The sequence below is a fragment of the Leptospira kirschneri serovar Cynopteri str. 3522 CT genome (genome assembly GCF_000243695.2).
Classification (GTDB): Bacteria; Spirochaetota; Leptospiria; order Leptospirales; family Leptospiraceae; genus Leptospira; species Leptospira kirschneri.
In genome coordinates this window covers 21,102-34,205 of the sequence record NZ_AHMN02000010.1, presented here as the reverse complement: position 1 = coordinate 34,205, position 13,104 = coordinate 21,102, and the positions used below count along the sequence as shown (strand labels likewise).

The following is a 13,104-nucleotide window of genomic DNA, read 5'->3' as shown; positions in this document are numbered from 1 at the left end:
CTTTATATAGAACGCATATTAGCACTTCGTAATAATACGACCGAAATCAATTCCCGTTTTAAAGAAGCGACTTTAAATAATTTTAGACAATTTGATTATAATAGAACTGGATTTTCCATTTCCTTTTTGATCCGAGTAGAAAATAATATGCGCGAATTGATGCGAGAAATCATTTTTACAATTCCTAATATAGATCGCAATGAAGCCTGGCAAATCATATTCGAACAAAGTAAAGACTATCAAGAAAACGTAAACGAGATTTTTGAAAAAAGGCTTCAAGACGCGCGAGACGAATCCGACCGATTATTACACAATATTCTTCCGGTTTCCATTGCAGCCGAACTCAAAAAGAACAATCGAGTGGCGCCCGTATCCATAAATTCAGCGACTGTTTTATTTACCGATTTTAAAGGTTTTACACAAATTTCAGAAAGTATGTCTCCCGAAGAATTGATTTCCAATCTAGACGAATGTTTCTCGTTATTCGATCAGATTTGTGCGGATCACGGTCTCGAAAAAATCAAAACGATCGGAGACAGTTTTATGTGTGTAGGAGGAGTTCCGGAAGTAAATCAGACTCACGTTTTTGACGTAGCGCTTGCGGCTCTCAAAATGTGCGACGCAATTCAAAAACTCAAAGAAGAAAAAAAGAAAAATGGAATTCCCTATTGGGACGTTCGTATCGGATTTCATACAGGTCCGGTTGCAGCAGGAGTAATCGGTAAAAATAAATTCAGCTACGATATTTGGGGAGATACGGTAAACATTGCAAGCCGAATGGAATCATCCGGAGAAGCGGGAAAAATCAACGTTTCGGAAGAAAGCTATAAACTTCTAAGTCCATTTTTTATCTTCACATCCAGAGGTAAAATTGCCGCAAAAAACAAAGGAGAAATTCTGATGTATTTTTTAGAAGGGTTAAAATCTGAGTTCGGTACCGCTCAATCGCATAACATCGATTTTGCATTATTGAATTAAGATAATAAAATTGTTGAAGAACGAATTCTCCATCTATTTTGTTTCATGGAATTGATTTTTTAACACATTGCTACTATCATTATTATGAATATCGAAAAATTTAAAAATGATAACTTATCCAAATATCTGATTCAGAAATTATCCGAAGAAAAACCAGACTGGTTTTCAGAAATTAACTTTAAAAAAAATCAGTACGAAGATTCGTATTTTATAAACCTAAAATTTTTATCAAAAGGTTTCCAAACATTTTTATTAACTACAGAAGGGGATGAATTATCCGTTTTTATGGACTTTTTCCATACGCACTTTTACGGAGATTACGACGAAATGTATCAAGAAGCGGTCCATTTTATACAAGATATAACCGAGGAAAAACTCATAACCGTCAGTGCATCCGTTAAAGATGAAAAATGGTTTTATTCCACTTGTATAGAACCAATTGAAATTGAAAAAGAAATAAACGATATTTTTTTAAAAAAATCACATTCAAAAATTATAATTCAATCTTTCCTAAATACATTTAATCGGGTTATTTATGGAACCAGAAAAAAATAAAACTTTTTATCACTCTGGCATAATTGCAAAAACAAAAAAATTTGTAAACTTAGACTTAAGTGGTTTCAAGATTAGATTTTTAAAATGCAAAAAACAAATCTTTAGTTTAGTACATTATAAATTTACAAAGAATAAAATATAAGGATTCTAAAAAATATGAGCCTAAAAAGATCTAAAAACCATTTTCCAGACCAAATTTTAGCAATCAGCTACGATGAAATTCAAAATTCTTTAGGTCGAGAATTCTCGATCCTTTCGAGCTGGTGTAAAAAAGAATACGGTAAATTTACACAATTTCTTAATTCTGGAAATTTGAAAAAAGCAAAAGAGATTTGGAGAGAAGTTTTTATTTCTCGCAAAGATGATTTTATCAAAGTATTAAAAGCGGGAAAAAAAGATACAAGAGCCGAAGAATTTGTTGCAGATTCGTTTTCCTTGGCCGCAATTTTAAAAGATCATGAAATTATGGAAACGATGTCATTTTTAAAGGATGATAATTGCATAAATTCTAATATATTTTTTCAGAAAGCACGTTATTACGCAGTAACCGATCATAAAGAGGAAATGTTGAATTCAATCCGAGATTGTTTAATCATGGGTTCGTCAAAAAATCGCTTTTTACAAGATGAAAACTTCCAACCTTTGGTTCAAGATTCTAATTTTATAGAAACTCTGGAGAAATATCATGTAATCAATAACGAGGTCCAAAAAGCGATAGAAACCGTAGATATTCAAACTTTTGAAACTATACTTTCTTTGATTCCTTCTTTTTTATCCATGCAGATTTTAACTCCCAAAGGTTCTGCCGCTTTTTTACCGCAAGCCGCGGCTTGGTATTTGTATCAAAAATCGGATTCGCATTCGATTGATATGATGCAAAAGATTATCCAAAGAACGCCTAACGTCATTATAGGCGAATGTCTTGTAAATTTGGCATCCGAAAACGAATATTTAGAACCTTTCTCTTTTATTTTAGAATGTGGCGCTAATCCTAATACCCCAAATCAGGAAGGATACACCGCTTTAGGTAGGGCTAAAGGGAACGGTTGTGGAAAAATTGTAGCTTATTTGAAAAAAAGAGACAAAGTATTTTCACCAAAACTTGTAAAAGCAATTGAGGAAGGAATTCAAAAGTTTTCCATCGAACACGGAGATAAAACCGTAGCCGTTTTTGCAATTGAAGACGGAACTTTATCTTTTGGACTAGAAGGAGAAGATCCGAATAATTCAGGTTCTTGGAAGTATCAAGGTTTTTATGAATTTCCGGAAGAAGCTTTTGACTTAGACTCCTACGAGGCAGGAGAGATAAGCCCAGATTTATTCAATCAAATATTAGATAATTTGAATCAAAGAGGCATTTTTGATAAACTCAATAAAATTGTAAATTTCAAATATTTGTTTTTAGAACATATTCATTAAATATTATTTTATAGAATTTAAATTTATTATAGTATTTTAGTATTTTTTTATTTGGTTTAGAGATTCTACTGATCCCTATAAAATAGAATATCTTGAATCTTTATTACAAAGTCTTTTTTGAATAGAGTTGTTGAAAAATTAATTCTTGATCTGTTTGTATTGGATTGAATGGACAATTGAAGCAATTTTACGAATCTTCACTATGGAATTTTTCAACAACTCTAATGTAAAAAATCAAACACTTTTATACCAAAGCGATAGTCCGATTTAATTTTATTTGAGGATTTAAAAAATAGAATGTTTTGATTGTTTTCCTAAATAGATTTCAGATCTTTTAAAGATTTAAATTGGATAAAACTTAGATTTTGTATGAAGATATCAATCAAAAGAAACTTGTAAACGCCGTGAGTTCATAAAATCTTGCAAGTGTTCTGTGTTTTATAGAAAAAATTTCTGTACTTATCAAATTTATATTAGAGTTGTTTAAAAATCTATATCTACAAGTCAATAAAAGTATATAATTGAATTCGAATATGACAGAACCACATTTTCCAGGATATGAAGTAAATCTAAAACATCCACTTTATAAAAAAATAGACTCGATAATAGAAAACATTAATAAAAACTTAGGTAGAACCGAAATTGATAAAAAACTCGCAATTCAATTTTTGGAAAAACCAGGGTATTATCTTTTATCAGTACATCCAATTTTAACTTTTAAAAATAAAATATTCGATGTTCATCAAAAAGAAATTCAAAGTTTTATAACAGAAAACTTCAATATAGATCGAATGGAAGGAAAGGATATAATCATCCTAGACAAAGAATTAATACCGATTTTAGTCGGAAATCACGACGGCCAAATCTTTTTGATAGATTAATTTTTATACTTCAATAATTGAATTTTGTGAGATAAAAAAATTTAAACCCGACTCAATACAAATTTAAAGAGTCATTTTTGATCCTTTTAAATTTATATTTAAAGAATATTATAAAATTATAATTAATTTTAAATTTTCTTAGCGCAGTATAAACTTTTATTTTTAAAACCAATCCCCTAATAAAATACGAAATCAACTATTTTTACATTTTCTATCACTGTCTTAAATCAACTGAATATCAAAACTGCCTTATCAAAAAGTTTCTTTCTTGAATTTTTAGTAGATACAGCCGCAATCAAACCGTAAAATTTCCGCTAGATTTATCTTAAAAACGAACGTTTTAATTTATAGAACAGTAAGCAATACTCACTTTATTAAGTCATAATAAGTGAGTTCTACTTTTATATTTTATACTTAGAATCAACTGATGCTTTTATAAAAGTAGATTAAAAGTTTTGACAGCAAGCGAATCTAAGTGTTTTTTTTAAAAAAAGTAACGATCACTTACCTTTCTTAAAAAATGAGTGATCAACTATGAGGAAATCTATGTTGAAATTTCACGCCGAAAAATCTCTTCCACTTTTGTTTACGATGGGTTTTACACTTCATTTAATTAACTTCGCTCATTATCTGCGCGACGGAAAAGCCGATCCGGGTCAAGTTATGACTCCAATTGTTGATATAGGATTATTTGCAGTAATGCTTTACAGTGCATTCGCTCTTATTTGGGAACATAAGATATTTTTTAAAGTATATGGATTTACGAATAAATTAGGTCATAAAATTGGCTATTGGTTTATTACGACTTATGTAACGGTAAGTATTCCTGGTCACGTGTATTATATCATAACCGCGGATGGTTCTTATTTCGAAAGTTTCGGTTGGTGGTTTAGCCCGATTATTATGACGGTTTATGTATCTATGATTGGATTTCTATATAGTTTAAAACCTGTGGATTCAAAAAACTAAATAAAACATACATTCCCTTTTTCGCCAGTATATTAAAATAGAAAATAAAGAAGAGACGAAATTATTCACCTCTTCTTTATTTCATAATATTCTAGAATTCTTATTCTCTCTATTCCTCAGGACCTCCGTTCAATTGAACATAAAAATACCCTCTCTGAATCTTAGGAAATTTATTCCAAAGAAAAAGATATTCATTCCAGCTGCCTCCATCCCAATCTATGACGAAATAATCATCCTGAGTGATAGTATCATAATCCGAAAATAAGACTCTATCTCCTGATTCCAAACAGCCGCTGACTTTTAAAACATAAATTTGAAGTTTGTTAGAACCATCTTTATATTTAGGATAATAGGCGTAATTACCCGCACCTCCTCCAAGCCACCAATTCCAATAATAATTTCGATACGCGGTAGGTTCGATCCGGATAGGGCCGCCTTGGATACAATCTGGATTTCCTTCATCCTGATATAAAGTGAACGTCGTAAAATCCGTGTTACTCGAAGCATTCACTCTTAACCATCCGTCAGGTCGTTCAGGGTCTGCTTGGATTTTTTTTCCGGTTACTTGGGATGTAAAAGTAACCCAGCCATATTTCCGTGTCGCTTTAGACTTTCCAGTAGATTTATCGTTTGTTAGTGTTATACTTTGGTCCTTGGAAAGAGAAAGCAAAGATAGAAATAAATTATTTTCAGAAGATTGTGGATCAGGCAAACAATCAAATAGAAACAAAAAAACAAACAGGTAATAACCTCTGAAAAATTTAGAGTTTTTTAATTGGTTCCATTTTTCAGATTTTTTCTTTCGCAAAATATTTTGTATCATTTTCATATATCTCCATTCAAAATTTTTATATATCGTAACATATAATTCGAAAAAGATAATAGAATCAGGTTAGGTTAAAATACCCTATATTAACAAAAATTTAATATACTAAATCGTTTATACTTCAATAACGTGAATTTTTGGAGAAATCCGTTTTATCTTTTTTCGTAAAAAAATAGATGTGGAACTACTATAAATCGTGGACTTACCAGTTAAACTTTGATAATTGTAGGAACTACTATGAAATACTACTCATAACTATATAATAGAAGTACCTAATATTTTGCATAGAATCAGTGTTTTGTGATAAAATTAACGGTACTCAATTTTATAAAGATCAGTAAAAAAATCATCGTCCAATCCGATTTTTTGCACAAAACCTCTGTTTTTACGTTCATCATCAAAATTTAAATCTCATTTTAATGTAATTTCGTTAGAGAAAGAATTTTTTAAAAGTATGAGTTCCTACAATTTTAGAATTGGTTGGTAAAATTGTGATTTTGTGAGAGTTCCCACATTTAAAGAATCAATCTGTAAAGTTCAGATTCCAACTTTGTTCAGAATCAAGACTTTTTACGTGAAACTACGTTAAAATATAATTCAAATAAAAGTCGGAAATAATGATAGAATTTAAGATTAAATTTCCCTTTGTGCTGTAGAGTAAACTTTTTTATTAGAATTGTTGAAAAATCCATTTTCCATCTGTTTCTAACGGTCGATTGAAACAGTTCTGTTAATCTGAACTTTCAACAACTCTATTCTTTCAAAGATAAAAGTTCGCAAGCCAACCTAAAATGAAACTCTTCCTCGCTGTTCAGAACCAATTTATAGATAGACCGAGTATTTTGACTTCCATTTAAAACAATTTCTGGAACTTGCAACGAATTTAATAAATGTTTGATAGTTCCTGAATTTCCGTCGTAAATTTTTACATTCGGAAAGTTTTTTAGAATAATCTGTTTTAGAAAAACGTAATGTGTACAACCTAGTACCAAGTTCTCCACATTCCGCTCCTGCAGATCTTTTAATATGGGTCGGAGATATTTTTCGGCTTCGTCAAAATTTCCCTGATCCACAAGTCCGGCCAAACCGGGACAAGAAATAGACAGAACCAATTCTTCTGCCTTTAATTCGGATTTTAGCCTTTGTAATTTTTCTTCTCTTTGTGTAACCGGAGTGGCAAGTAGAGCCACCTTCTTTCCTGGATTTTGTAAGATTGCAGGTTTAATTGCAGGTTCCATTCCGAAAATAGGAATTGAAAACTCCTTTCTGAGAGTTTGTGCGGCCGCGGAAGTTGCGGTATTACAGGCGAGCAGAATCGCACTTACGTTTTCCTTTTGTAGAAGATTACAAACACCTCTGACAAGTTCTAAAATTTTAGAAGCGTCCTTTTCTCCATAAGGACTGTTCTTTAGATCTCCGTAATATACGATTTCCAATTCAGAATCATATTTTAGAAGTTCCTTTAAAACGGACAAACCGCCCATTCCAGAATCCATCAGACCGATCTTGAGCGGCTCTTTCAAACTCGAGTCCCCATTTTGGTTTCAGTTATACGTTAGGCGGAAGCGATATACTCGCCGATTTTATCCCGAAGCGTTTTGTAAATCCAGTTGAATTTTTCCTCGTTTTCCTCCAACAACGTTACGCGAAATCCGTCCTTTAAAGTACAAAACGCAGATAAAGGAACCACACAAATACCCGTAGACGCAAGTAAATAATATACAAACCTTCTGTCGTTTGCCGCAGAAGCCAATAGAGGTTGGATAAATTGGTCCGCCTTTTTATTTTCAACGTTCAACTTCATAAAAGAATTTAAGACGCCGTCGTCAAAAGCGACCGTAAGATAAAAAGCTCCTTTTGGCTCTACTACCTTGACCCCTTTTAATCCTGCAAAATATTCGGTTGCGACGTGTGCACGTTTTTTGAATTTTTCGTTTCTTCTTTTTAAATGAGGAATAAAACCAGGATGAGAATACACTTCTGGAATTGCCATCTGCGGCAAAGTAGTAGAACATACTTCGAGCATCTTTGCGTCTAACAGCGATTTTACGTAACGACTAAAAACCGGATCTTTCTCTTTGTTAAATATTTCCAACCATCCGCAACGTCCTCCAGGCCAGGGAAATTCCTTGGAAATGGATCTAAGCGCCATTCCGGGGACTTTATCTCCGATTACTTCCGAAAGATGAAGTGGACCATGATCGGAATAATTTACGTGTGCATAAGTTTCGTCACAGATAAGCATCAGATCGTATTTTTCGCAGATCGCCACTATCTTTTTCATTAAACTTTTATCATATACTGCACCGGTAGGATTATCTGGATTGATTAGTAAAATTCCAGCTATAGAATCATTGTATTTCACCTTGTTTTCCATATCCTCTAGATCCGGCATCCAATTGTGCTCCGGAAGTAAGTTATACGTTAGGTGTTCATATCCGCTATGCGCCGCTTCCGCAGAAGAAATCGTAGAATACGCCGGGCTTGGTCCTAATACCCTCGCCTCTCTTCTCATAAAACCGAAAATTTTTGCGACCGCGTCTCCCAGTCCATTAAAAAACAAAAGATCGTCCGCTGTAATCTGAGCGCCTCTCCTTTCGTTCACTTTTTCTGCTAAGAACTTACGAGTTGGTTCATATCCTTGTGTGGCCGTATAAGCCCAGGATTTGTCTTTTAAGATCAGATTGGAAACTATTTCTTTCATCCAATCTGGAATCGATTCTCCTTTTAAGATGGGATCTCCTATGTTTTCGTAAGTAATCTGAAGCCCCAGTGCTTCTAATTTTTTTGCGACGGCTACGATCTGTCTGATTTCATAGATCAGAGCGTCTGCTCCGCTGTGAACGATGTTTCTTCTCATCCAGTCTTCTCTTTTTCCTCTAAAAAATTCTTATCCATTTATTTCTGAATCAACTTTACCGAAAGTTCCTGCATCGATTTTTCCCGGTAGATACGTAGCTTGATCTTGCCCCCAAGTCCTACTATTCCAACCTGTTCTCGTAAATCATTAATATTTTTGATCTGTATTCCATTCGCTTCTAGAATAAAATCGTAACGTTTAATTCCACCTAATTCAGCAGAAGACTGTGGATCCATATCATAAACGAGAACCCCATTCCAAGACTCTGGAATTCCAAGAGCAATTCTATGATCCGGAAGTGGAACAGTTGCCATCACTCCTAAAATCGCGGAACGAATATGTCTGCCTTGATTGGACTCTATCATTCGTATAATCTTCAAAGCATAGTTGCTTGGAATTGCAAAACCGATACCGGAGTTACGACCAGTTTCACTTCGAATCAATCGGTTGATTCCGATAACTTCTCCGTAGATATTCAAAAGAGGTCCGCCACTGCTACCCGGATTGATCATACTATCGGTTTGAATATGAGTCTGTCCGGTCTCATCTAAATCCTCCCTATATTTGGCCGAAACAACTCCTACGCTAAAGGAACGTTCTAAACCAAAAGGAGAACCAATCGCTATCGCCCAGTCTCCTACTTCAATCCGATCCGAATCTCCAAATACAACCGCGCGCAATCCAGAACCTTCCCTGATTTTTAAAAGTGCGATGTCTGCCCTTTCGTGACTTCCTATATATTTTGCGGGATGAACGCTTCCGTTGGAAGTAATTACTTCTATACTTTCCGCGTCTTCGATCACGTGATAGTTCGTGACTATATAACCTTTTTCATGAACAAAAAATCCGCTCCCAAAAGAAGCGAGTCTTTCGTTTCTAAAATCAAAATAGTGATAAGGACTTGTAATCGATTCACTTTTTTTTGTTCGAATGGAAACCACGGAATCCTTTGCAAGACGATAAACATTTCTAAAAGAATTTTGAATTTCGATCGCGCTCTTCTGTTCTCTAGGGCTGATCGGTTTTTTACCATAGAAAATAGAAGACAACGAACAATCCTTTGGAAAAATCAGAATCAAAATCAGAACGGCTAAAAGAATTCCGTTAAAGACGGGGAGAGAACGTATCCATTCCATGTTAGAACCTAAATTCAATTTTTTTACTTCTATAAACAAACGTAAATCTAAAACTACAATTCGATTCTATAATATCTTATTCTTAACTTTACTTTGTTTCACGTTCGAAAATTGTGTAAGTTATCTTTGGCATTTAGGAACCGGACAACTAGACATTTTATTAAAACGAAAATCCATTCAATCCGTTCTACAAGATCCCAATACAAAAGAAGAATTAAAAATCAAATTACAAGAAGTAGAAACATTCCGAGAATACGGAATCAAAGAACTATCCCTCAATCCTTCTGCTGGTTTTAAATCTTTTGTTCAATTGGATCGAAAAGAAATCGGTTGGCACGTAACCGCTTGTTATCCTCTTAAATTGGAATCTTATACTTGGTGGTTTCCGATTGCCGGAACCGTTCCTTATAAAGGTTACTTTGATTTGGACAAAACAAAGGAAGAAGAAAAAGAACTACAAAAAAAAGGATTGGATACTAGAATCCGAATCACGGCGGGGTATTCCACTTTGGGCTGGTTTGAAGATCCTATTTTTTCTTCTCAGCTTGAGGACACAAAACCTTATGAAGTCGCCTCACTTGTATTTCACGAAATGGCGCACGCCACCGTTTATTTTCCGGGAGATTCTATCTTTAACGAGAGTTATGCGAGTTTTGTAGAAGAAGAAGGAACCTTTCATTTTTTGGAATCTGTAGAAGGTAAAGATAGTCCGATCAAAAAAGAAATCCTTTTAAAAAAAGAAGAATCTCAAAAATTAAAAAAACTTTTGGTTTCCACGGCAAACAAATTACGCACGTTATACGATTCGAATCTAAACGACGAAAAAAAATTTGAAGGTAAAAAAAGAATCCTGGAGGAATTCAAAAACTCTCTACTTGTTTCCAAAGAAGAATTCAAAACGATTCGTATAGAAAAATTAGCCTCTAAAAATTGGAACAACGAAGATTTTGTAGGTTATCTTCGTTATCATTCCGGTTCAGATTTTTTTTATAAAGAGTTTGAAAAAGCAGACCGTAATTTCTCAAAATTTCAGGAAAGGATGAAAAATCTCATCGATCTTTCCATCGAAGAACGTAAGACACTGCTTCAAACAAAACCCGCTCAGAAATGAATAATCAATCTATGTTAAAAGTCTTTTTACGATCGATGTTCATCTTAGCTATAACGGGTTCCTGGAACTGCTTCTCATTCGCTTCGTTATACGAAACTTCGTATAAGACACTCGTATCGAAAGCGATGAATAGCAATCTAGATTCTCCATCGAACCGAGACGCTCGAAAATTTCCGAAATTAATTTATGGAGGAGTACAACTTTGGCTCGATGCTCCTTTTACCAATGAAATAGCTCTTATATTTATAATCATTGATCTTCCACTTTGTATCGTAGCGGATACGGTCTTACTCCCGATTACCATTCCGTTGACCGCAAACTATTACTGGAAACTACCGAGTACTTGGAGATCGGGTCGATTGATCGTAAAGATCAAAAAAAACGACATAGCCGGAGTTCGTAAACTGATCGATTTGGGGGCGGATATAAATCTTCCATACTATGACAAAACGCCCTTGGGTTACGCAGTCCAAGAAGGAAACGTGGAAATCGTAAATCTACTGTTAGAAAAAGGTGCGGACCCAAACACAGAGTTTGACAATCACTCTCTGTTAATCTTTGCCATAAATCAGGAAATCAAAACGGATAAGACTCAAAAATTCGAAATCACTCGACTACTCGTAGAAAAGGGGAAAGCGGATCTTGATATTTCCTCTTCCGAAGGAGAGACTCCTCTACATATAGCAGCGGGATATGGGAATTTAAAACTGGTTCAGTCTTTTGTGGAACACGGGGCGGATATAAACGCCAAAGATGAAAACGATCAAACCCCTTTACACAAAGCCGCGATTGGATGGAATTTGGATGTAGTAAAATTCCTAGTACATCACGGTGCAAATTTAAACTCTAAAGATGACAACGGACAAACTCCCTTGCATATAACAACGAAATGGAATGAGATTAAGACCATCCAATATCTTCTCAAACACGGCGCAGATATAAACTCTAAAGATAACAACGGGCAGACTCCCTTGCATCTAGCAATGAAATGGAATGAGATTGAGACCATCGAATATCTTCTCAAACAAGGTGCAGATATAAACTCTAAAGACGACAACGGACAAACTCCCTTATTTGAAGCAATCAGATGGAATAGTATTGAGACCATCCAATATCTTCTCAAACATGGCGCCGATAGAAACTTGAAGAACCGATGGGGACATACTCCTTTAGAACACGCAAGAAAACTTTTGAATCAAGACGCGGTGAAAATCCTGGAAAAAAATCCTTAGGGCGATACGACAAGGTCCGTCGCGTAGGTTCTAGCGAGGAACGGTGAACTTCCCCCGAAGAGTGGACACGGAAGAAATTGCAAACTGCGGGAACTTCCTACGAAGTTTGGAATTCACTGCAAACTGTGGAAACTCCTGCGAGATTTAGAATTCACTGCGCGGTAGGGATTGATGCGGAGTCAAGTTATTGAAAACAAAGAAAAATAGAACTTTTTTTGAAAATTTCCCAATAACTTGACTGGAGCGGAAAGCCCGGTCCGCGAAGCGGAACCGCCCGTTTCCTTTGTTCCGACAATCGATTTTTTAATAAAAAAGCTTACGCGTCATGGAATATTCCATCCAGAAAAATGGACCGACCGAGTAAATTCTATTCTTCTAATATAAAACTGTTCGTATACAGACCCTATCCGTTCAAAGCCTGATCCAACATATGCGCGGCTAACGTTTCCTGCATACAATTTATTGACCAGAGCCCAAGCGGGCTTCAATTTTCTAACGCCAAACTCACGTTACTTAGATTTTAGAGTGTTTTTAATTTTGAACTATACAAATAAATTCTCTACCATTCGCATTATAAACGCATAATAAAGTTATGGTTCTATTATGGCACAATGAAAAGTTAGTATTTCTAAAGAATTTTTACTTAGAAATATAGAATATCACAGTCTTTAAAAACCTATTTAAGTAAAAATATTAAATATTTTGTTATACAGTCATCAGTAATGAAAGTATAAGTTAGGAAAGGTAGTATGTTAAACAAATTTTTAATCTTATTCATTTCAATCTCCATCTTTCCACTTTTCTCAAAACAAGATTTATTAGAAACACGCTGTGGATGGTTTCACAATCCCTCTCCAGCTAACATTACTTTATACGATCGTGACGGCGAATGGATTCTTGGCGTTCAAGGTGGTTACCAGTTAAAAGATGATTGGGAATGGCCCAAATTTAAACCCTCAGAATGGGTCAGCACAAATATACATTACGGATATGGATGTATTTGTATGGATGCAGTTGTAAATCATAAAGATTATACAGTGATTACAATTCAGACGTTAAGAACAAAACCACTGAAGTCCTGTAAAAAAGATCCTGCATTAAAAAAATGGAAATCCTTTCTTCAATGAGATGTTGAAA

The 13,104-nt window shown here is 34.6% G+C and carries 12 protein-coding genes; 8 read left to right on the top strand and 4 right to left on the bottom strand.

The window, feature by feature from the left end; all coding sequences use genetic code 11:
* Positions 1–147: 147 nt before the first annotated feature.
* From LEP1GSC049_RS214250 to LEP1GSC049_RS214265, 5 genes are all read left to right on the top strand, one after another.
* Entirely contained in the window at positions 148–978 is an 831-nt protein-coding gene (locus LEP1GSC049_RS214250; protein WP_411776361.1) for an adenylate/guanylate cyclase domain-containing protein, read from the top strand.
* Between the two features lie 84 nt (positions 979–1,062).
* A complete protein-coding gene (locus LEP1GSC049_RS214255) occupies positions 1,063–1,533 on the top strand; it encodes a hypothetical protein (RefSeq protein WP_004759627.1) in 471 nt (156 codons plus the stop codon).
* A 156-nt stretch (positions 1,534–1,689) separates the two neighbouring features.
* Positions 1,690–2,952: an ankyrin repeat domain-containing protein gene (locus LEP1GSC049_RS214260; RefSeq protein ID WP_004762619.1), complete on the top strand. Its 1,263-nt coding sequence runs from the start codon at positions 1,690–1,692 to the stop codon at positions 2,950–2,952.
* 533 nt (positions 2,953–3,485) lie between these two features.
* On the top strand, positions 3,486–3,833 hold the full coding sequence (locus tag LEP1GSC049_RS2000000228775) for a hypothetical protein (RefSeq protein WP_004759543.1): 348 nt from the start codon (positions 3,486–3,488) through the stop codon (positions 3,831–3,833).
* A 546-nt stretch (positions 3,834–4,379) separates the two neighbouring features.
* A complete protein-coding gene (locus LEP1GSC049_RS214265; protein WP_004750336.1) occupies positions 4,380–4,802 on the top strand; it encodes a hypothetical protein in 423 nt (140 codons plus the stop codon).
* 109 nt (positions 4,803–4,911) lie between these two features.
* On the opposite strand, the gene sph is transcribed toward LEP1GSC049_RS214265, so the two are convergent.
* The 4 genes from sph to LEP1GSC049_RS214285 all read right to left on the bottom strand — a co-directional run bounded on the left by sph (position 4,912) and on the right by LEP1GSC049_RS214285 (position 9,624).
* On the bottom strand, positions 4,912–5,631 hold the full coding sequence (gene sph, locus LEP1GSC049_RS214270; protein ID WP_004773491.1) for a sphingomyelinase: 720 nt from the start codon (positions 5,629–5,631) through the stop codon (positions 4,912–4,914).
* A 749-nt stretch (positions 5,632–6,380) separates the two neighbouring features.
* Entirely contained in the window at positions 6,381–7,151 is a 771-nt protein-coding gene (gene murI, locus LEP1GSC049_RS214275) for a glutamate racemase (RefSeq protein WP_004768690.1), read from the bottom strand.
* A gap of 32 nt (positions 7,152–7,183) precedes the next feature.
* Complete coding sequence (locus tag LEP1GSC049_RS214280) at positions 7,184–8,488, bottom strand: pyridoxal phosphate-dependent aminotransferase (protein ID WP_016560866.1); 1,305 nt, start codon at positions 8,486–8,488, stop codon at positions 7,184–7,186.
* A 38-nt stretch (positions 8,489–8,526) separates the two neighbouring features.
* A complete protein-coding gene (locus LEP1GSC049_RS214285) occupies positions 8,527–9,624 on the bottom strand; it encodes a S1C family serine protease (protein ID WP_004750849.1) in 1,098 nt (365 codons plus the stop codon).
* On the opposite strand from LEP1GSC049_RS214285, the gene LEP1GSC049_RS214290 reads away from it, so the two are divergent.
* The 3 genes from LEP1GSC049_RS214290 (at position 9,623) to LEP1GSC049_RS214300 (ending at position 13,094) form a co-directional block, all read left to right on the top strand.
* Positions 9,623–10,735: an aminopeptidase gene (locus tag LEP1GSC049_RS214290; protein WP_016560864.1), complete on the top strand. Its 1,113-nt coding sequence runs from the start codon at positions 9,623–9,625 to the stop codon at positions 10,733–10,735. The two genes, LEP1GSC049_RS214285 and LEP1GSC049_RS214290, sit on opposite strands and share 2 nt — an antisense overlap.
* 125 nt (positions 10,736–10,860) lie before the next feature.
* Complete coding sequence (locus LEP1GSC049_RS214295) at positions 10,861–11,967, top strand: ankyrin repeat domain-containing protein (protein ID WP_016560887.1); 1,107 nt, start codon at positions 10,861–10,863, stop codon at positions 11,965–11,967.
* Positions 11,968–12,716: 749 nt separating this feature from the next.
* Positions 12,717–13,094: a DUF4087 domain-containing protein gene (locus LEP1GSC049_RS214300; protein WP_004750365.1), complete on the top strand. Its 378-nt coding sequence runs from the start codon at positions 12,717–12,719 to the stop codon at positions 13,092–13,094.
* The last annotated feature ends 10 nt before the right edge of the window (positions 13,095–13,104 follow it).

Excerpts from the sequence above, each read along its gene's own strand:
- LEP1GSC049_RS214260 (WP_004762619.1), top strand. The coding sequence starts at position 1,690 with ATGAGCCTAAAAAGATCTAAAAACCATTTTCCAGACCAAATTTTAGCA.
- LEP1GSC049_RS214285 (WP_004750849.1), bottom strand. The coding sequence starts at position 9,624 with ATGGAATGGATACGTTCTCTCCCCGTCTTTAACGGAATTCTTTTAGCC.
- LEP1GSC049_RS214300 (WP_004750365.1), top strand. The coding sequence starts at position 12,717 with ATGTTAAACAAATTTTTAATCTTATTCATTTCAATCTCCATCTTTCCA.
- LEP1GSC049_RS2000000228775 (WP_004759543.1), top strand. The coding sequence starts at position 3,486 with ATGACAGAACCACATTTTCCAGGATATGAAGTAAATCTAAAACATCCA.
- LEP1GSC049_RS214255 (WP_004759627.1), top strand. The coding sequence starts at position 1,063 with ATGAATATCGAAAAATTTAAAAATGATAACTTATCCAAATATCTGATT.
- LEP1GSC049_RS214280 (WP_016560866.1), bottom strand. The coding sequence starts at position 8,488 with ATGAGAAGAAACATCGTTCACAGCGGAGCAGACGCTCTGATCTATGAA.
- LEP1GSC049_RS214250 (WP_411776361.1), top strand. The coding sequence starts at position 148 with ATGCGCGAATTGATGCGAGAAATCATTTTTACAATTCCTAATATAGAT.
- LEP1GSC049_RS214265 (WP_004750336.1), top strand. The coding sequence starts at position 4,380 with ATGTTGAAATTTCACGCCGAAAAATCTCTTCCACTTTTGTTTACGATG.
- sph (WP_004773491.1), bottom strand. The coding sequence starts at position 5,631 with ATGAAAATGATACAAAATATTTTGCGAAAGAAAAAATCTGAAAAATGG.
- LEP1GSC049_RS214290 (WP_016560864.1), top strand. The coding sequence starts at position 9,623 with ATGTTAGAACCTAAATTCAATTTTTTTACTTCTATAAACAAACGTAAA.
- LEP1GSC049_RS214295 (WP_016560887.1), top strand. The coding sequence starts at position 10,861 with ATGAATAGCAATCTAGATTCTCCATCGAACCGAGACGCTCGAAAATTT.